Origin of the sequence: Sunxiuqinia indica, from assembly GCF_009847015.1 — a bacterium.
Classification (GTDB): domain Bacteria; phylum Bacteroidota; class Bacteroidia; order Bacteroidales; family Prolixibacteraceae; genus Sunxiuqinia; species Sunxiuqinia indica.
Map to the genome: position 1 here is coordinate 18,630 of NZ_WVEM01000014.1, position 18,474 is coordinate 37,103.

Annotated in this window: 17 protein-coding genes; 10 read left to right on the forward strand and 7 right to left on the reverse strand. The window is 40.3% G+C overall.

Annotated elements, in window-relative coordinates; translation table 11 throughout:
- Position 1 precedes the first annotated feature (1 nt).
- Positions 2–622 carry an SIS domain-containing protein gene (locus GR929_RS17610; RefSeq protein WP_159522267.1) on the reverse strand — a complete coding sequence of 207 codons (621 nt, stop codon included), beginning with the start codon at positions 620–622 and terminating at the stop codon, positions 2–4.
- A gap of 442 nt (positions 623–1,064) precedes the next feature.
- Between GR929_RS17610 and sucC the strand changes: the two genes are divergently transcribed.
- Together sucC and sucD are read left to right on the forward strand one after the other, a co-directional pair.
- Positions 1,065–2,207, forward strand: a complete 1,143-nt coding sequence (gene sucC, locus GR929_RS17615) for an ADP-forming succinate--CoA ligase subunit beta (protein ID WP_159522269.1) — start codon at positions 1,065–1,067, stop codon at positions 2,205–2,207.
- Between the two features lie 11 nt (positions 2,208–2,218).
- The gene (gene sucD, locus GR929_RS17620; RefSeq protein WP_159522271.1) at positions 2,219–3,100 is read left to right on the forward strand and encodes a succinate--CoA ligase subunit alpha; all 882 of its coding nucleotides are present in this window, start codon (positions 2,219–2,221) and stop codon (positions 3,098–3,100) included.
- A gap of 273 nt (positions 3,101–3,373) precedes the next feature.
- Here the strand turns inward: sucD and GR929_RS17625 are convergent, their stop codons facing one another.
- Complete coding sequence (locus tag GR929_RS17625; RefSeq protein ID WP_159522273.1) at positions 3,374–4,039, reverse strand: inorganic pyrophosphatase; 666 nt, start codon at positions 4,037–4,039, stop codon at positions 3,374–3,376.
- A gap of 362 nt (positions 4,040–4,401) precedes the next feature.
- Here GR929_RS17625 and GR929_RS17630 point away from each other — a divergent pair, with 362 nt between their 5' ends.
- Positions 4,402–5,067, forward strand: a complete 666-nt coding sequence (locus GR929_RS17630) for a hypothetical protein (RefSeq protein WP_159522275.1) — start codon at positions 4,402–4,404, stop codon at positions 5,065–5,067.
- A gap of 9 nt (positions 5,068–5,076) precedes the next feature.
- On the opposite strand, the gene GR929_RS17635 is transcribed toward GR929_RS17630, so the two are convergent.
- From GR929_RS17635 to GR929_RS17655, 5 genes are all read right to left on the reverse strand, one after another.
- Positions 5,077–6,615, reverse strand: a complete 1,539-nt coding sequence (locus GR929_RS17635) for a YifB family Mg chelatase-like AAA ATPase (protein WP_159522277.1) — start codon at positions 6,613–6,615, stop codon at positions 5,077–5,079.
- A gap of 152 nt (positions 6,616–6,767) precedes the next feature.
- Positions 6,768–9,887, reverse strand: coding sequence for a response regulator (locus GR929_RS17640; RefSeq protein WP_159522279.1), 3,120 nt, complete (start codon positions 9,885–9,887; stop codon positions 6,768–6,770).
- 80 nt (positions 9,888–9,967) lie between these two features.
- Positions 9,968–10,408, reverse strand: coding sequence for a response regulator (locus GR929_RS17645; RefSeq protein ID WP_159522281.1), 441 nt, complete (start codon positions 10,406–10,408; stop codon positions 9,968–9,970).
- A 42-nt stretch (positions 10,409–10,450) separates the two neighbouring features.
- Positions 10,451–11,791 carry a sensor histidine kinase gene (locus GR929_RS17650; protein ID WP_159522283.1) on the reverse strand — a complete coding sequence of 447 codons (1,341 nt, stop codon included), beginning with the start codon at positions 11,789–11,791 and terminating at the stop codon, positions 10,451–10,453.
- Between the two features lie 41 nt (positions 11,792–11,832).
- Positions 11,833–12,330 (reverse strand): chemotaxis protein CheD, encoded by a 498-nt coding sequence (locus tag GR929_RS17655; protein WP_159522285.1) that lies wholly within the window; start codon positions 12,328–12,330, stop codon positions 11,833–11,835.
- Between the two features lie 202 nt (positions 12,331–12,532).
- Between GR929_RS17655 and GR929_RS17660 the strand changes: the two genes are divergently transcribed.
- From GR929_RS17660 to GR929_RS17690, 7 genes are all read left to right on the forward strand, one after another.
- Positions 12,533–13,336 carry an ion transporter gene (locus GR929_RS17660; RefSeq protein ID WP_159522287.1) on the forward strand — a complete coding sequence of 268 codons (804 nt, stop codon included), beginning with the start codon at positions 12,533–12,535 and terminating at the stop codon, positions 13,334–13,336.
- A gap of 110 nt (positions 13,337–13,446) precedes the next feature.
- A complete protein-coding gene (locus GR929_RS17665) occupies positions 13,447–13,743 on the forward strand; it encodes a hypothetical protein (protein WP_159522289.1) in 297 nt (98 codons plus the stop codon).
- Positions 13,744–13,752: 9 nt separating this feature from the next.
- On the forward strand, positions 13,753–15,621 hold the full coding sequence (mutL, locus tag GR929_RS17670) for a DNA mismatch repair endonuclease MutL (RefSeq protein ID WP_159522291.1): 1,869 nt from the start codon (positions 13,753–13,755) through the stop codon (positions 15,619–15,621).
- A gap of 82 nt (positions 15,622–15,703) precedes the next feature.
- Complete coding sequence (locus tag GR929_RS17675) at positions 15,704–16,444, forward strand: rhomboid family intramembrane serine protease (RefSeq protein ID WP_159522293.1); 741 nt, start codon at positions 15,704–15,706, stop codon at positions 16,442–16,444.
- Between the two features lie 8 nt (positions 16,445–16,452).
- A complete protein-coding gene (locus GR929_RS17680) occupies positions 16,453–17,325 on the forward strand; it encodes a rhomboid family intramembrane serine protease (protein WP_159522295.1) in 873 nt (290 codons plus the stop codon).
- Positions 17,326–17,367: 42 nt separating this feature from the next.
- Positions 17,368–17,784 carry an alternative ribosome rescue aminoacyl-tRNA hydrolase ArfB gene (gene arfB, locus GR929_RS17685; protein ID WP_159522297.1) on the forward strand — a complete coding sequence of 139 codons (417 nt, stop codon included), beginning with the start codon at positions 17,368–17,370 and terminating at the stop codon, positions 17,782–17,784.
- Positions 17,747–18,445, forward strand: coding sequence for a YiiX/YebB-like N1pC/P60 family cysteine hydrolase (locus GR929_RS17690; protein ID WP_201301054.1), 699 nt, complete (start codon positions 17,747–17,749; stop codon positions 18,443–18,445). The genes arfB and GR929_RS17690 overlap by 38 nt, the downstream gene beginning before the upstream one ends.
- The last annotated feature ends 29 nt before the right edge of the window (positions 18,446–18,474 follow it).

The window sequence follows — 18,474 nt, forward strand, 5'->3', positions numbered from 1 at the left end:
CTTATTTATTAATTTGAAGAAGAAGTGCCTGTGTGCGTGATTTGTCACCCAAATAACCTCCGTGGTGACGTTTGGCATATTCCTCATTTGTAAATCCAATTTCTTTCATCATCAGCACAACCAGCACATCGCCAATTACAGTCATTGTCGTTGTCGAGGTACTTGGCGTTAAGCCCAAGGTACACACTTCGGCCGGGTTTCCGGTAAAAAGAACAGCGTCTGCAATTTTGGCTAAATCGCTATCCGGATTTCCTGTAATCACCAAAATTGGTATTCCTTTATACAGATTATCCACCAGATTAACAAGCTCCAAAATTTCCCTTGTTTTTCCTGAATTCGAGATTAACAACAAGACATCATTGGGCTGAATTACCCCAAGGTCTCCATGCTGTGCATCGCTCGGGTGTATAAAAACCGCAGGAGTGCCTGTCGAACTAAACGTTGTTGCAATATTTAGCGCTATTTGTCCGGCCTTGCCCATACCACTGGCAACCAATTTGCCGTTCAGTTTATGCACCTTGTTCTTAATAATCTTAACCGCTTTTTCATATTCATCAGTAACCGGTATCGCTGATATCGCTTCCGCTTCCTGCCTGATAAGCTTAATAACTTCTTCTTTCATAACTAAAGTGTAGTGTCACTATTTTCCAAAAATAATTCATCCGGACAATAGGTTTTGATGATGAAATTTAAAGGATACAAAAATACTTAATTTTTAGCTCGAACCAATCCACTCAGATTTTTTAGTAAAAATAGTTAAGCGAATTTATGGAAGACTCAACGATGGACACTTATTCTTTATTGCATGCGACATTTTTTCTGAGAATTACTAAAAATCAAAATCCCCCCAAAAAGCTTCTTCCATGCAACTTCAAAACTCAATCATCACATAATGCAATCGATTGTATTTTTTTGACTTTTCAACCAAACAATTCAGGAAACCTGCTGTTAATATGTTTTAAAATAGCGAAGTGAGTACCAGAATTTCTTCTTGCCCATTCGATATTTTGATACTTTTATGAGGAATAAGAATTCTCTAACCTTTTAATAAAATATGTAAATTTATGAAGATACACGAATTTCATTCCAGAAACATCTTCAGGAAATACGGCCTTCCGGTACCGAACGATGTACTTTGCCATTCGGTTGAGGAAGTAGAAAAAGCAATGGCAAAGTTTGACGACATGGTCGTTGTAAAAGCCCAGGTACTTGTTGGAGGGAGAGGCAAGGCAGGCGGTGTTAAACTTGCGAAAAACAAAGAAGAAGCAGTAAGTGCAGCCCGTAAAATATTGGGCATGGACATTAAAGGCCTCACCGTTGAAAAGGTATTGGTCACCGAAGCTGTCGACATCGAAAAGGAGTTTTATGTTGGTCTGATTAACGACCGAAATACCAAAACTGTTACGCTGATGGCAAGTGCCGAAGGGGGAGTTGAAATTGAAGAAGTAGCGAAAGAAACACCTGAGCTAATTCACAAACTTCCGATCGATCCGCTGATCGGCTTGCTGGATTTTCAAGCCCGCGAGGTTGCCATGAAATTATTTGGCAATGTAAAATTAGCCCGAAAAGCAGCTGTCATCATGCAAAAGCTATATCAGCTTTTTGTTGAAACTGATTCTACAATTGCTGAAATCAATCCATTAGTTTTAACCCCCGATCACAAGATTTGGGCTATCGATGGGAAGATGAATTTTGATGACAATGCACTTTATCGTCAGGCTGAAATAGAAGCGATGCGAGAAGCAGACGAAGATGAGTTAAAGGAAATTGATGCTCACGAAAAAGGTCTTTCGTATGTGAAACTTGACGGAAACATTGGCTGTATGGTGAATGGTGCAGGCTTGGCAATGGCTACAATGGACATGATAAAATTGTATGGTGGAGAACCGGCGAACTTTCTGGATATCGGGGGAAGCTCGAACCCTCAGAAGGTAGTTGATGCCATGAATATTCTCATTTCAGATAAGAATGTAAACGCCGTAATGATTAATATTTTTGGTGGTATCACACGTTGTGATGATGTTGCCCGCGGACTGATTAAAGCTCTGGATATTATCAAATCGGACATTCCTATTGTAGTTCGACTATCAGGAACGAATGCTGAAGAAGGTTTAGCATTGCTGAAAGAGACAGGACTACCCACTGTAGAAACCATGAGTGAAGCCGCAAAAAAAGCAATCGAGTTAAGCCAAGGTCAGAAATCATAAAAACCAAACGAATGAGCATTTTAGTAAATAAAGATACAAAACTGCTGGTGCAGGGAATCACTGGCCGAGATGGACAATTTCATGCCGGACGCATGAAAGAATACGGTACGAACATTGTAGCCGGAACCTCGCCTGGAAAAGGAGGGCAAGAAGTGAATGGAATTCCCGTTTTCGATACGGTATCAGATGCCGTAAAAAAGACAGGAGCTAACACCTCTATTATTTTTGTGCCGGCTGCCTTTGCGGCGGATGCAATTCTTGAAGCTTCTTATGCCGGAATTGATTTGGTCATTGCAATTTCGGAAGGCGTTCCTATTCAGGATATGATCCGGGTGAATTCAATAATCAAACAAAATGGCACCAAGTTAATTGGCCCCAACTGCCCGGGATTAATTACTCCGGATGAAGCACTGGTTGGTATTTTACCAGGCATGATCTTCAAAAAAGGAAATATTGGGCTGATGTCGCGTAGTGGAACACTCACCTACGAGGTTGTCAACATGCTCACCATGAACGGACTGGGACAAAGCACTGTTGTCGGAATTGGGGGTGACCCGGTTGCCGGACTATACTACCAGGAAATATTGGAAATGTACGAAAACGACCCCGAAACGGAAGCAGTTGTTTTAATTGGTGAAATTGGTGGCGATGCAGAAGAGCAGGCTGCCGAATACATTGCCCAACATATGACCAAGCCAGTCGTTTCGTTTATTGCCGGACAAACGGCACCTCCCGGAAAACGAATGGGACATGCCGGAGCAATCATCTCTAGTGGTGCAGGTACTGCCGAAGAAAAGATTAAAGCCTTTGCCAAAGCTAACGTACCGGTCGCTAAAGAACCATCCGAAATTCCTGGTTTGTTAAAAGAAAAGCTAGCGAAAGCCACTTCATAAATGAAAAGAAAAATCCTGCTTAACAGCGGGATTTTCTTTTTAGCCTATTCTTCTTTCTACTTGTTGTGGGAGAACTACTACTTTCGTTTTGCTTTTCTAAAAATAGTTGGCAGTTGACCTCTTTTACAAACCTCAAAATGAGCTGTTTTCAAGTTCTACACAAAGAATAAACAACTCGCTCAGATGAGTTATAGATAAAGTAATCAAACAAGTTTAGCTTTCGAATACACAAGAAAGAACAACAAAAATCCGGTGAAAAACCGGACTTTCATTTTAATAGAGCAACTTCCCCAAGTTGTCAAATCGTTTTTGATAGTCTGTTATCGATCGCTGAATCACCTCATACGCTTCCTCAACCTCGTACGTATGCGTAATTTCCGTGTCATTGTCTTTCCCCGGCATATCTTTGTAAGTCAGGAAGTAGTGTTTTAAACGTTCTATTACAATGGGAGGTAGGTCTGAAACATTTTTATATCCTTCGTAAACAACATCGTTGTTCAATACTGCAATGATCTTGTCGTCAGCTTCGTTACCATCGATCATCCGAAAACCGCCAATGGGTCGGGCATGGACCAAAATATCACCGTGTGTAATATCTTTCTCGGTCAAGACACAAATATCGATAGGGTCGCCATCTCCTTTTATGTTTTCCCGCCCTGTTTTTTCCATGCAATATTTACCAACTTCATCACCACAAAACGTTTGTGGTATAAACCCATACAATGCCGGCACGACGTTTGAATACTTTTGCGGACGATCAATTCTCAAGTAGCCGCTATCTTTATCGATTTCGTACTTTACCGTGTCCGTAGGAACAACTTCAATAAAAGCAGTTACTTTTTCAGGAGCGTTTTTACCAATATAAATTCCGTGCCAAGGGTGTGATTTATAACGAAGTCCCATCAGTCGGCCGATGGGATCAGACAATTTATCTACCATATTTTATCTATTTATCAAGAATCAATAATAATTAACCTAAGTTTTTGAAAAAAGTTTTTGAAAACCGAACATTTTGCACAAAAATAGGAAAGTAAAATTGTTACAAAATGAAAAGACGCAAATTTGACTTAACTTTAATTGAAATCAACTACCAAACAATCAATACTAATGCCTTTTAACTGTGTTCTACGTTACTAGTAAATTGATCTCTTTGACTTAGAAATACAAAAATCGACGTTCATCGGAACAGTCATAACACAAGACCATTAAGCCCACCCAGGATATTATTTAAAAGTTATCAGATCCGGCTACTGTTATTCAACATTTTGTAGAATTTATCTATTTTATTAGCTTCAACCTCTATGAAGTATGTGATTTGTGTGGTATTGAGTTTAATCGTTTTTAATTCAGAGGCAATCCTCCCCGACCCTGTTCAACAATTCTATAGTGACTCGGCCAGTATTCACCGAGCGGAATTACAGACGGACAGCTATGTCCATAAACAACTGGACGATAGTTATCAGAATCAGGCTCAGATTGCGATGAGTTATTACCCTGAGCTGAAAGGAACAGAAATTGAGTTTGTGCGAAAAGACCTGAAAACTACGATGGCATCCCGACCAACTCTTGGATCTATTTTCAAGAAAAAGGGAAAACGGAAATACCGAATTTATATTGACACGAGTGTGAAAGGTGAAAAAGGTTTGTTATTGAGTGATGTTCCTTTTAACGCCCAGATTGGTATCATTGGCCATGAGTTGGGCCATATCGTTGATTACAAAGAAAAAACAGGAATGGGTATTGTTCTGACTGGCTTGGGTTATTTATTCCATCCATTTCGTAAAAAATTGGAACACAAAGTTGACGAAATTACCGTTGCCCACGGACTAGGACACCAAGTGCGGGAATTTTCAGAATATGTACTGAGAGAACCCAGAGTTTCTGAGAAGTACAAAAAGTATAAGCGGAAGATCTATTACAAACCCAAACAACTTTCGACGCTGATGTCGGGGTATTCGATTTATTAGTTTAACGATTTACGCTCCCCAGTTTTCCCGATCTAAACTTCGGTACTGAATCGCCTCAGAAATATGGGCTGCCTCAACTTTTGCAGACACTTCCAGATCGGCAATTGTGCGCGCAACCCGTAGAATTCGATCGTACGCTCTGGCTGAAAGTCCAAGTTTTTCCATGGCATTTTTAAGCAGATTATTGCTGGCATCATCCAACTCAACATAGTCACGAATTTGGCGTGATGACATTTGCGCATTGCAAAAAACTCCTTCAACCTCGCGATAACGGACAGATTGAATTTCACGAGCTTTAATTACGCGTTCGCGAATGGTTAAACTTCCTTCCGTTTCTTTCAACTCCGAGAGTTTTTTGAACGGAACCGGAACAACCTCTAAATGAATATCAATGCGGTCGAGCAGTGGACCCGAAATTTTATTTAAATATTTAGGAACCATTCCCGGCGCACAAACACACTCTTTGGTAGGATGGTTATAATAGCCGCATGGGCATGGATTCATGGATGCAACCAACATCAAACTAGCCGGATAATCTACTGAAAATTTTGCACGCGAAATTGTGATTTTCCGATCTTCCAAAGGTTGGCGCATCACTTCCAAAACCGTGCGTTTAAATTCGGGGAGTTCATCCAAAAACAATACGCCGTTGTGTGCCAATGAAATTTCTCCCGGCTGCGGATAAGTTCCTCCTCCAACAAGTGCCACATCAGAAATCGTATGATGTGGGCTGCGAAACGGGCGCTCAGTCATCAAGGAAGTATCTTTATCAATCCTTCCAACCACCGAATGAATTTTAGTGGTTTCCAAAGCTTCGTACAAAGTAAACGGGGGCAAAATAGTTGGTATTCGTTTGGCAAGCATGGTTTTGCCTGCTCCGGGAGGCCCAATCATAATTACATTATGACCACCAGCAGCCGAAATTTCCAATGCCCGTTTGACATTCTCCTGACCTTTTACATCAGAAAAATCCAGATCTGTTGCGTTCAATTTTTTATAAAATTCTTCTCTTGTATTCACAACGGTTTGTTCCAGCTCCTCCCGGTCGTTAAAGAAATCTACCACTTGATTCAGATTATCAACCCCATAAACTTTTAGTTGGTCAACAACAGCAGCTTCTTTGGCATTTTCGCTAGGCAGGATAAATCCCTCAAAACCTTCTTCCCGAGCTTTGATGGCAATGGGTAATGCCCCTTTTATTGGCTGCAAGGTTCCATCCAACGAAAGTTCACCCATCATTAAAAAGTGCTCAAGTTTCTCTGGAGCAACCTGCTCCGAGGCTGCTAAAACAGCGATCGCCAATGGCAGATCGTAGGCAGAACCTTCTTTGCGAATATCTGCCGGAGCCATATTGATGACAATCTTTTTGCGAGGCCATTTAAAATCATTTAGACGCAAAGCCGACTCAATCCGCTGCTGGCTCTCTTTTACTGCACTGTCCGGTAGTCCGACAAGAAAAAACTTTATTCCCTGTGATACGTCCGTTTCAATGGTAATGGTTGTCGCATCGATGCCATGAACAGCGGATGCAAAGGTTTTAATCATCATGGAGGTTGAATGTTTTTAGTTTACACAACTAAATTTAACGAAAAGTTGTGAATTGTAAAACATTTACGCGAAGTAGTTTCTGGCTAATCAAAAAATTGCAAAGGTAGAAAATACAATATTGTCCAAGCTGGCCATTTATTGAGGATTAAGTATTAGAAGAGTTGATGAATTAAATCAACCAGCACATCTCTTTTAATGGGCTTAGAAATGTAATCATTACATCCTGCAGCAAGAGCTTTTTCTCGATCTCCCTCCATCGCAAATGCTGTTTGCGCAACAATGACTACGTCTTTATTGAATTCTCTTATTTCCTTTGTGGCTTCATATCCGTTTTTTTCAGGCATCTGAATATCCATCATAATCAGATCAATATCGGGGTTATTATTAACGAGCTCAATCGTTTGAACACCAGTAGTGGCATGGATAATTTCCGTTGAAAAACTTTTTAATAAAATGCTCAGATATTGATAGCTCGCAAGATCATCTTCAGCAATTAGAATTTTCAAGTTTTTGTTATCCGTTCCTGACATTGCTGCCAACGTATTGTCTTTTGTTTGATTATCTTTTATTTTAGAATTTTTTAGTGGGATGGAAAAATAAAAAGTTGAGCCTTTATCTTCCTCCGACTTTACTCCAATTTCTCCATTCAACATCTGTACATATGCCTTAGCGATAGCCAAGCCTAAACCAGATCCCTCATATGCTCTTTTGGTTGCAATATCGCCTTGGATAAAACGCTCAAAAATAGCTTGTTGTTTTTCACATGGAATACCAATACCCGTATCTATCACCTGGCAAATTAGCTTTCCATCCTTCTTTTCAATTTTAATTTCGATGGATCCCGCTTTCGTATATTTAATGGCATTCTTTATTAGGTTGGTAGTTATTGAAATAAACTTTTTGATGTCCGTTTCGATAATTTCTTCATCGCTGCTCAGCAGACAAGTACACATCAGCTTTAATCCTTTTCGGTTTGCTTCCTCGGTAAAGAAATCATATAATTGATTGATTTCCTTTTTCACGTTCATTTCCTCAAGCGACACGTCCATCAGCCCGGTTTCAATTTTCGCAATATCCATCAAATCATTAACTGTTTCAAGTAGCCTATTTCCACTTTGCATGATAATATCCAGGAATTGCTTTTGGTCTTCACCCGACAACTCCGGATCCTGAAGTAAGCTTGTGAAACCCAAAATACCATTCATCGGTGTTCGGATTTCGTGGCTCATATTAGCCAAAAATGCAGATTTTAACCGATCCGATTCTTCGGCTTTCTCTTTAGCTCTTCTTAGTTCTTCCACAACCGCCAGTCTTTCAGTCACATTGCGCATCATTCCGAGGTTCCCGATCCATTCTCCTTCTGTATTAAATAGTTTTCTTCCAAAAGTCTCCCCCGGAAAGACAAGGTTATTTTTGTCTTTAAAGTCGGTGACAAAAAATTGATCCTGACTTTTCGCATTTTTTCCAAAAACCATTGTTCCGGCTTCTTTATATTTTTGCTCATCGGCATAAAGTATCTTGGTGGTTTTCCCAATTATTTCTTCCGGGCTATAGCCAAAGGTTGTTTTTATTCCTTTATTTGCAAGTATAATTTTTCGCGATGTATCGGAGACAATGATGCCATCTTCAATAGCATTAAACATGGTTTCAAAAAGCAACTTTTGATCGACTAGCTGTTTTTCCACCTTTTTGTAATCTGTGATATCCTGAACAACCCCGTACAATTCATTAACTTCTCCACGCTCATCTTTTCTACAAAATCCTTTTATCCTGATCCATACTATTTTATTATCACGATGCACTAACCTGATTTGGATATCATAAGGGACTTCCTCTTCTATTAACTTTTGTACTGCATTGTCAAAATACGCCCAGTCATCAGGGTGGACAAATTTCTTTTGTTCAAAGTAGTTTGGCTCTCCGTTTTCTTTAGGTACAGCATACATCTCAAAAACCTCATCGGTCCAACTGGGTATCTGACTTTTAACATCAAAACTCCAGTAGCCCAACTTAGCGATATTTTGTGCCAGCGAAAGTTGACCGTTCAATTTAACCAATTTCTTTTCATGTTCCTTTCGTTCGGTAATGTCTTGAAACGATCCATAAAGTCCAATTACCTTTCCAGATATATCTTTTTTTGCATATCCTTTAACTGCACAATTTAGACTCTCCCCACTGCTCCGAATAAGAATAAGATCCAGATGATAAGATATTCCTTCGGCAACAGCTTTTTCAACTGCCCTGGTAAGCAGTTTTAAGCTTTCTTCCGAATACATTTTGGAGTGTTCTGCAAACGATGGTGCACCGTCTTTGGGATCGAGTTGAAAAATACGGAACAATTCATCAGACCAAGTCACGGTATCGGTCGCAACATCCCAGTCCCAACTGCCAATTTTCGCAAGTTCCTCGGTTCTCTTCAGCCTTGACTCGCTCTTTTTAATCTCTTCTTCGGCAATTTTTCGCGCTGTTATATCTTGAAAGGTACCCCGTAACCGAACACATTTTCCATCTTTCATCAATGGCTTCCCGATTGAATGGGTCCATATTTGTCTTCCTTTGGCAGTGATCAAAGGAATTTCGAGATCGAAATCTATCCCTTTATCGATCGCATCACGAATAGCCTTTTCAACAATACTGCGAGATTCTTTGGGGTAAAAATCAAGTGCTTCTTCCAGTATTGGTGTAAAGTCCTTCGGGACTTCATGAATTTCTTTTGTTATCTCGGTCCAAGAAACCCTGTTTGAAAACAAATCCAGTTCCCATGCCCCAATCTGAGCCATTCTTCCAATTTCGGTTAAAAGTTCTCGGCTCCGTTCTAATTCTTCTTCTGTTTCGGCAAGTTTCCTGTGCTTTTCAATATCAACACAAATACGTTTGACTTTTTCGGGTAGAATAGTCGTAAAATCTGCTTCCTTTATTAGGTACTCACGGGCTCCTAATTTCATCATGTCAACAGCAATCCGCTCATCGCCATAACCGGTCATGACAATAAAATCTGGGATTTGCGGCAACTTTTGTTTTAAACGTTCAGCAAGCTGCATTCCGTTCATGTCCGGCAGCTTATAGTCAATAAGCAACAATTCGTTACCGGCTCCGGTTATTTTATCAATAGCTTCCTTTCCACTAAGAGCAAAACCTGTTTGAAAACCTTCTCGTTTGAGTCTTTTTTGTATTAAATGATTCAACCCTTCATCGTCTTCAATAACAATGATTTTGAATAATCTCCAACCGTCACTATCTACAACTCCCCCATCGTTCCCCGCGTTACTCATGTTCGCATATTTTATATGTTTTGATTCTCCTTTTTCATATTCTACATTACATTGAAGAACCGATAATAGCTGAATTCAAATTAATCCATCGGCTTATTAACATCGGGTATTTCAACAATTAGCAAAAACAACCCCAGCTTTCTAATGGCGTCAACAAATTTGTCATAATCGATTGGTTTACTAATATAATTGCTGCACCCCAGCTCATGGCATTTAGTAATTTCTCTCGGGTCATCAGTAGTTGTGATCATGATTACCGGCATCCTTTTTAAGTCCGGGTCCTCTTTAACTCGGCGCAACACTTCGACACCATCAATTTTAGGCATGTTGATATCTAATAATAATAGCGAGGGAATTCCATCCTTTTTTTCTTTGGTTTGAAACAGGTAGTCTAGCGTTTCCTCTCCATCTTTAAAATGAATAATTTTGTTCATTAAACCTGACCGCTTCAGATTTCGTCGAATTAGCGTAGCATGGCCTTCGTCATCCTCGGCAAGAATAATTGTTAGTTCCTTTTTCATCGTGTTATATAAGGTGAGTTTTACTTAATGCATTTGGCTTATCTATACTTTTGGTAACAAGATAATAAATTTTGTTCCAATACCGACTGTCGATTCAAGTATAATTTTGCCTTTATGTTTTTCAACAATCTGTTTCACAATACTCATTCCCAGACCAATACCTGACGTTTGCGGGTTGAGTTTATGAAATAATTCGAAAACCTTTTCCTGGTGATCCGGATGAATTCCTATTCCATTGTCTTCAACGGTGTATTTAATAAATCCATTTTCCTTTTCTCCAGAAATGTTGATTTTACCAGGTCTTTTCGAATCAAAAAATTTCATCGCATTATCAATCAGATTGGAGAATAACTGATTAATTTGAAGTTCATCTCCTTGGCATTGGGGTAAATCAGAAACATCAATCTCAATCTGACTTTCTCTTATTTTATATTTATAATTCTCAACAACCTCCTCCATTAACTTATTCATATCCAACAAACTAAGAGCGATCTTTTGCCGCCCCAAACGCGAAAGGGAGAGAAGCCCTGTTAGCAAGGCATCCATTTTGCCAGCGCTGGTAGTAATAAAATGCATAGCCTCTGGTATCTCTTCATCTAAAATTTGGTTACTAATTAGCTTTGTTGAGTCTTGCAAATTTTCATTCTTAATGAGTTCTGAAAGTTCTTTCAACGACGCTTCCAGCTCTCTATTGAAGCCTTGTATATTGACAAGTGGTGAACGTAAATCGTGCGTTGTAATGTAAAGGATTTGTTGCAATTCCTTCGTTTTAGCCTCTAATTCCGAATTCAATCTCTGTAAGTCCCGTTCTGCCTTTCTTCTCTCGGTGACATCTTGAATGGATAACAAAATCAACCTGTCTTTCGCCCGTTCCTGCAATAACTCTCTGGCATTAATCAACATAATTTTTCTGCCAATTCTTTCAAAGTCGTGTTCCACCTCATAATTGTCCATCGTTGATTTTTCAGGAAGCACGTCATTCAACAGCATCTTGAGAGCAGGAACATTCCACTGGCCGTAATCAAGCTCATAAAAAAGCTTGCCTTCCGTCTTTTGGGGAACAGTTTTAAATGTGTCGTAAAAAGAGCGACTTGCAGACACAACACGAAGACTCCCATCCAGAACGATTAAAGGTTCGCGTACCGTCGCAATAATATTCTCAGCATAATTGCGGGCGAACCGGGCAATCTCTTCTTTCTCAATTAAATCCCGTTCACTTGCAGTTAATTGCTCCGTTAGTGCTTTTAGCTGCTGCTCAGAGGCCTGAAGTTGCTGGTTGGCAGCATCTAACTGTTGATTGACCGCCCTAAGCTCTCGCTCAATATTCTGCTGCTTTCCCAGTTCATTCTCAAGTGCAGTAATTTTCTGCTGTTTTTCTTTCATTTTAGCGGATGCTTTGTTTCTTTTCAATTAAAGATACAATCTTACGTTGAGAGTTTGGTAGTATTTGAAAGTAATCTCTCATCCGAATCTCCTTCGGTATAATAAACAAAGCCACTGGAAACATTCATAAAAGCAGATCTTCTCAAGGTGCCGCCCACCGACAGTGCTTTGATCGAAAATCCTTTATGACCAAGAATTTCTTGTACCGACCTTACATTATTCTCACAGATCGTGTCATTTTCTCTTTTCAGCACATTGCCTCCGCCAATTATGCATACTTCCAGATTTTCCTTTTTCGCCCCTAGCTGTGATAGCTGACCAAATAGATTATCAAGTGCGTTTGCCGCATATCTGGTTGCATACTCCTCTTTACTTTGGGGAGCAACTCCCGGCAACATCACGTGAGCCATTCCTCCTATTTTCTGAAATGAATCCCACGCAGTTACCACGACGCATGAGCCAATCGCTGTTGACTTTAAATGGTGATTGACGTCACACACTTTTACTTCTCCAGTAGATACGAAGATCACATTCCCCATTTCTAGTCATTTAGGTTATAACAAATTCGCAGAGTTTAAATTTCGATGCAGACAGAATTTCAAAACGCTGACAAACAAACAATATACTAAGATTCAAAGATATCTGTAAATTAACAAGCTGATGATTGAAAAAAGCTCTGTCATTTTGCAGCTATCAAATATTTCGCAAAATCTCTATCTTTAGAATTCATTCAGGAAACCTATGAAAAACAGTATCAGAAATAAAATTTACGAAATTATCTTTGAAGCCGACACTCCCAAAGGAAAGGTTTTTGATGTGGCTTTACTGTTTACCATTTTAATCAGCATTGCACTGGTTATCATTGAAAGTGTTCCATCAATCAATAGTCAGCACCGAAGTTTGCTCCGCATTATGGAGTGGGTCATTACAATTATCTTTTCAATTGAATATGTCCTGCGAATACTCGTGGTTAAGAAACCGTTCAGATACATTTTCAGTTTCTATGGCATCATCGATTTACTGTCGGTGATACCAACCTATTTGAGTTTAGTTTTTGTTGGAAGCCAAAGTTTAGTGGTTATTCGTGCATTGCGGTTGCTTCGCGTTTTTCGTATCCTGAAGCTGAACCGATACACCATCGCGGGAAATAATTTATCAAAAGCACTCTGGGCAAGCCGCGAGAAAATATTCGTCTTTCTTTTCTTTGTCATTAATCTTGTGGTGATCGTCGGCACATTAATGTACCTGATTGAAGGTCCGGAACATGGCTATGTAAGCATTCCTTCGAGTATTTACTGGGCCATTGTTACCATGACCACTGTTGGTTATGGCGACATTTCACCTCAAACGCCACTTGGCCAATTACTGGCAAGCGCTGTGATGATTGCCGGCTATGCCATTATCGCAGTACCAACCGGCATTGTTACGGCTGAAATGATGAAGCCGGCCAAGAGTACCAACACTCAGGTTTGTCCGCATTGCCTGCAAGACAAGCATGATAACGACGCCGCGTTTTGCAAAAAATGCGGTGGTAAACTAAACTAAACACAAACCCAAAAAGTGAGTTTAGCATCATTTAGGACTTTTAACGAATTCCCTTTCACCATCTGGCTTGGTTTTTGTATTTTTGTAGATCAATCAATATTTGACAAGCCATGATCGGGAAATTTTTTCATATGCCCAGCCACCGCCGTTTCAGCATACCATATCGGTATTACGATCCGGAAAAGGAAGAGATGCGAGAACGTGAAGACAGAATCAAGAAAGAAATGGGGATTCATGAGAAAAAAGAATTTGACCCGAACTACCGGGCAAACATTCGCGGACAATTCAGAAGAGCAATGGGTGAATCATCAAAAACGTCATCAGATGCTCGCCGCAATTACAATACCCGTTTAATTACGTTTGTTATTGTTTTATCGATTGCCGTATACCTGTTTTTTAAATTTTAATAATTTTCTGTGTCAGATATCATTCAACTACTCCCCGATTCAGTTGCCAACCAAATCGCTGCAGGAGAGGTTATTCAACGTCCTGCGTCAGTAGTCAAAGAGTTAGTCGAAAACGCGATTGATGCCGGGGCATCGCAAATCAAAATCAACTTAAAAGATGCCGGCCGCACCTTAATTCAGGTAAGCGATAATGGCTGTGGAATGTCGGACACTGATGCCCGTATGGCGTTTGAGCGTCACGCCACATCTAAAATTAAAGAAGCCAACGATTTGTTTGCCATCCGTACGATGGGTTTTCGTGGTGAAGCACTGGCCTCCATTGCAGCAATTGCGGATGTTGAACTGCACACACAACAGCACGATCAGGAAATTGGCACCTTGATTCACATCAACGGGTCAAAAGTAATTAAGCAAGAAGCCACGCGTTGCAGCTGCGGAACAAATTTCATGGTGAAAAACTTATTTTTCAATGTTCCTGCACGACGCAAATTCCTGAAATCGAACGCCACAGAGCTCAAGCACATTATCAATGAAATTCAACGGGTGGCCTTAGCCAGCCCCGAAATATCTTTTTCGTTGATTCACAATCAGCAAACGGTTTACGAGTTGGGACAAGGCAACATCAAAAAACGCATTGTTGCTTTATTTGGAAAAAACAGTGCTCAAAACCTAATTCCGGTAAACACCGACACCAGTTTGGTGAAAATTTCCGGCTACATTGGACAACCCAAGCACGCCCGAAAAACCTTTGGAGAACAGTTCTTCTTTGTCAACAAGCGTTACATGCGCCATCCGTTTTTTCACCGGGCGGTAATGCAGGCTTACGAAAAAATATTACCACCAGACGGAATTCCTTCTTACTTTTTATTTTTTGAAGTAAAGCCGGAAGATATTGACATCAACATTCATCCAACGAAAACGGAAATAAAATTTGAAAGTGAATCTGCAATTTGGCAGATGATTAAAGCAACGGTTCGTGAATCACTAGGAAAATATAATGTGGTGCCATCTATCGATTTTGATCAGGCCGGAAGCATTGATATTCCAATTGCACGAAAAAGCTCCGAGTCAGTTGAACCACCTAAGATTGAGATCGATCCTACTTATAATCCGTTTGAAGAGGAAAAGAAATTTTCCGGAGGGTCTTCGTTTTCGTCAGGCTCAACCAATCAGAAAAGCCAGTCGCAGCATTGGGAAAAATTATACCGTGATTTTAATACGGATGAGCAAGAGGAAGAGTCATTCAATTTTCCGATCACTCAGCCAGAAGAACAAGCAAGCAGAACACTGGAAATCAAACATGAAGAACAGTACAGTGGAAAAACGTTCATCCAGTTTAAAAATAAATACATTCTAACTCCTGTCAAATCAGGATTAATGGTTATTGACCAAAAGCGTGCTCACGAACGGATTCTTTTTGAGAACTTCATGGCGATTCTTGAAAGTGAAGAAACCGTTAGTCAGCAACAACTTTTTCCCCATACGTTTGATTTGAATGCCGCCGATGCTGAAACGCTTCGCTCGGTGTTAGATGACCTGAAAGCGCTGGGCTTCGATATCCGTGACTTTGGCAATAACAGTTTCATTATCAATGGAACACCTGGCATGCTTGATAATTCGTCGCCTTTGGAGATTATTGAGAGCCTGTTGGAAGATATAAAAAGTTCGGCGACCAACTTTAAAGAAAAAGCCCGGGAAAAAGTTGCAGCATCTTTAGCTGGCGCTTCTGCGGTTTCGTATGGCTACACCATGAAACAGGAAGAAATCAATCAATTAATCGACCAATTATTCGCCTGCTCAACACCAAATTTTTCGCCAACAGGCAAACAAGTGTTAACAATTATGCCGTTGGAACATTTTGAAAAACTTTTGAAGTGACAATTTGTCCTTTGTATTGTTACTTTGTATTGAAAACAATGTTTGGCGTGGCTCTTGCAGTCACCATCTAAATTTTTCAGATATGCAGAATTTCAGACCCAATTTAAGCTCCATACCTCCGGTTGTTAAAAACCTGATCATCATCAATGTGCTAATGCTTTTGGCAACTTACATCTTGAGCATGCGAGGCATTAATTTTTCAGGCATACTCGGCCTGCACTACATTGCTTCACCCAAATTTGAGCCGTACCAGATTGTTACCCACATGTTTATGCATGGAGGTTTTACACACCTCTTGTTTAATATGTTTGCACTTTGGATGTTTGGGCGAATTTTGGAAAGTGTTTGGGGGCCGAAACGATTTTTCATTTACTATTTTGCGACCGGATTGGGTGCCGCTGTTTTGCACACTTTTGTCAATTGGATTGAATATCAGTCAGTGGTTTCACAAATGACTCCGGAAAAGATTGACCTTGTCATGCAGAACGGGGGCGATATTTGGATGCAAGGGAAAAACTATACTGATCCACTGATGGGCAAACTCAATCTACTGCTGAACGTTCCGACTGTTGGTGCATCCGGTGCAGTATTTGGTGTCCTGCTTGGCTTTGGAATGCTATTCCCCAATACCCAGTTGATGTTACTTTTTCCTCCCATCCCGATTAAAGCAAAGTATTTTGTGATTGGCTACGGTTTGATTGAGCTGTATCTTGGACTGTCTCGCCCGGGAAGCAATGTTGCTCACTTTGCCCACTTGGGAGGTATGCTTTTTGGGTATCTGCTTATTCGCTATTGGAATAAAAACAGTAATAACTTCTATTAGTCCGAGCCATGAGTATTGTAGATGAAATAAAAGAATCATTTAAAAAAGGGTCGATACTAACGCGCCTGATCTATGTGAATATTGCCGTTTTCTTGTTCATTCGGATCATTAACGTGTTTTTCTTTTTACTGAACCAGGATCTTTCGTTGGTTAGCTGGCTGGCTTTACCGGCCGACATCCATCAATTGGCGTACAAACCCTGGACCTTGGTTACCTACATGTTCCTTCACTTCGATTTCTTCCATATTCTATTTAATATTCTCTGGCTGTATTGGCTTGGCAAACTTTTTCTATTTTATTTTACCGAAAAGCAATTATTAGGAGTCTATATTTTGGGTGGTTTAGCCGGGGGGCTCTTTTTTCTGGCTGCTTACAACTTGTTCCCGGCTTTTTCGGATATGGTTGTATTTTCTCGATTGCTTGGCGCATCAGCTTCGGTTATTGCTATTGTTATTGCAGTGGCCATGTGGGCTCCAAATCACACCATCAACCTGATGTTTATTGGTCCGGTTAAAATGAAATATGTGGCACTGGTTTCTATTGCTATGTATGTGATCGGAATAGCCTCATCAAACTCAGGTGGAAATATTGCTCACATCGGAGGTGCTTTGCTGGGTGTGATTTTTGTTTTGCAATATCGAAAAAACAAAGACCTGACAAACATCGTCTCCACAGTTATCGACAAAGGAGCCAAAATTTTCACCCCAAAACAAAAGATAAAAGTAACCTACAAAGGTAAACCCACCGACGATATTGAATACAATCGCCAGCGAAACCTGAAGCAGGAAGAAATCAACCACGTATTGGAAAAAATAAGTAAATCAGGTTACGATTCGCTAACAAAAGAAGAAAAAGAGCTACTGTTTAAAATGGGGAAATAAGCTTCGTTTTCAACACCAGCTTTTCGGCCAACTTATGCTTTTATGACCAGTTACTCCACATATATTCCTGACTTGAGTAGCGAGCTATCGTTTCGCACCTCCAGAAGCAGTGGCCCCGGAGGACAGCATGTTAACAAGGTCGATACTCGTGTTGAATTACGGTTCAATATTAGCAACTCGCAACTGTTACGTGAAAGTCAAAAAGAAATTTTGCTTAAGAAATTAAGCAAAAAACTCACCAATGATGGCGACCTAATCATCGTCAGCCAGCAAGATCGTTCACAACTTCGAAACAAGGAAATTGCAACTGAAAAATTTTATTCAACCTTACAAAAAGCACTGCGCCCGGTTAAAAAACGGAAAGCCACCAAGCCTACCCGATCATCGATTGAAAAACGCATCAATAAGAAAAAACAAACTGGTGAGAAGAAAAAATGGCGTGGAAAAATTGAACCTTAAATATCCGTTCAACATGTTCTTAAAATCGATCAAAACACAATTAATAGCAATGCTAATCCTAACCACAGGAGCAACATCCAAAGCCCAGAATTATTCCTCGGAAATTATCAGAACCGGAGACTTGCTATTTCGTGAAACAATGTCGAACGGTCTGTCGAAAGCCATTGACAAAGTAACGCAAACCGAAAAACATACGCACTTTTCGCATATTGGCTTGGCAGTTGTTGAGAAAGACTCGGTTTACGTGCTTCACGCCAGTCCTATTGGGGGCACCTGTAAAGTGAGTCTGAATGAGTTCTCCCACCCTGAAGGTGATTCAACGCAAGTAACCGTTTATCGGTTAAAAACAGCGTATCAAGAAGCGATTCCGGCAGCGATAGACAAAGCCAGCAGCTTGCTTGGAAAACCATACAACTTTAGTTATTTACTGTCTGACACCAGCCACTATTGCTCCGAATTTATCTACCTGGCTTTTGCTCAGGATTCTATTTTCCAGCTCAACCCCATGACTTTTAAAAATCCTGAAACCGGAAGATTTGCACCAACCTGGGTATCCTATTATCAACAGTTGGGAATTGATATTCCGGAAGGAAACCCCGGGTGCAACCCCAATGGGTTAGCAGCTTCTGAAAAAATCGAACGCATTGTAGTGCTAGAATAAGTTGATTCGGTAAATAATTATGCAACACC

Coding starts and splice junctions, on each gene's coding strand:
- GR929_RS17675 (WP_159522293.1), top strand. CDS start 15,704: ATGCAGAATTTCAGACCCAATTTAAGCTCCATACCTCCGGTTGTTAAA.
- GR929_RS17645 (WP_159522281.1), bottom strand. CDS start 10,408: ATGAAAAAGGAACTAACAATTATTCTTGCCGAGGATGACGAAGGCCAT.
- sucC (WP_159522269.1), top strand. CDS start 1,065: ATGAAGATACACGAATTTCATTCCAGAAACATCTTCAGGAAATACGGC.
- GR929_RS17635 (WP_159522277.1), bottom strand. CDS start 6,615: ATGATGATTAAAACCTTTGCATCCGCTGTTCATGGCATCGATGCGACA.
- GR929_RS17655 (WP_159522285.1), bottom strand. CDS start 12,330: ATGGGGAATGTGATCTTCGTATCTACTGGAGAAGTAAAAGTGTGTGAC.
- GR929_RS17625 (WP_159522273.1), bottom strand. CDS start 4,039: ATGGTAGATAAATTGTCTGATCCCATCGGCCGACTGATGGGACTTCGT.
- sucD (WP_159522271.1), top strand. CDS start 2,219: ATGAGCATTTTAGTAAATAAAGATACAAAACTGCTGGTGCAGGGAATC.
- GR929_RS17650 (WP_159522283.1), bottom strand. CDS start 11,791: ATGAAAGAAAAACAGCAGAAAATTACTGCACTTGAGAATGAACTGGGA.
- arfB (WP_159522297.1), top strand. CDS start 17,368: ATGACCAGTTACTCCACATATATTCCTGACTTGAGTAGCGAGCTATCG.
- GR929_RS17610 (WP_159522267.1), bottom strand. CDS start 622: ATGAAAGAAGAAGTTATTAAGCTTATCAGGCAGGAAGCGGAAGCGATA.
- GR929_RS17640 (WP_159522279.1), bottom strand. CDS start 9,887: ATGAGTAACGCGGGGAACGATGGGGGAGTTGTAGATAGTGACGGTTGG.
- GR929_RS17660 (WP_159522287.1), top strand. CDS start 12,533: ATGAAAAACAGTATCAGAAATAAAATTTACGAAATTATCTTTGAAGCC.
- GR929_RS17665 (WP_159522289.1), top strand. CDS start 13,447: ATGATCGGGAAATTTTTTCATATGCCCAGCCACCGCCGTTTCAGCATA.
- GR929_RS17680 (WP_159522295.1), top strand. CDS start 16,453: ATGAGTATTGTAGATGAAATAAAAGAATCATTTAAAAAAGGGTCGATA.
- GR929_RS17630 (WP_159522275.1), top strand. CDS start 4,402: ATGAAGTATGTGATTTGTGTGGTATTGAGTTTAATCGTTTTTAATTCA.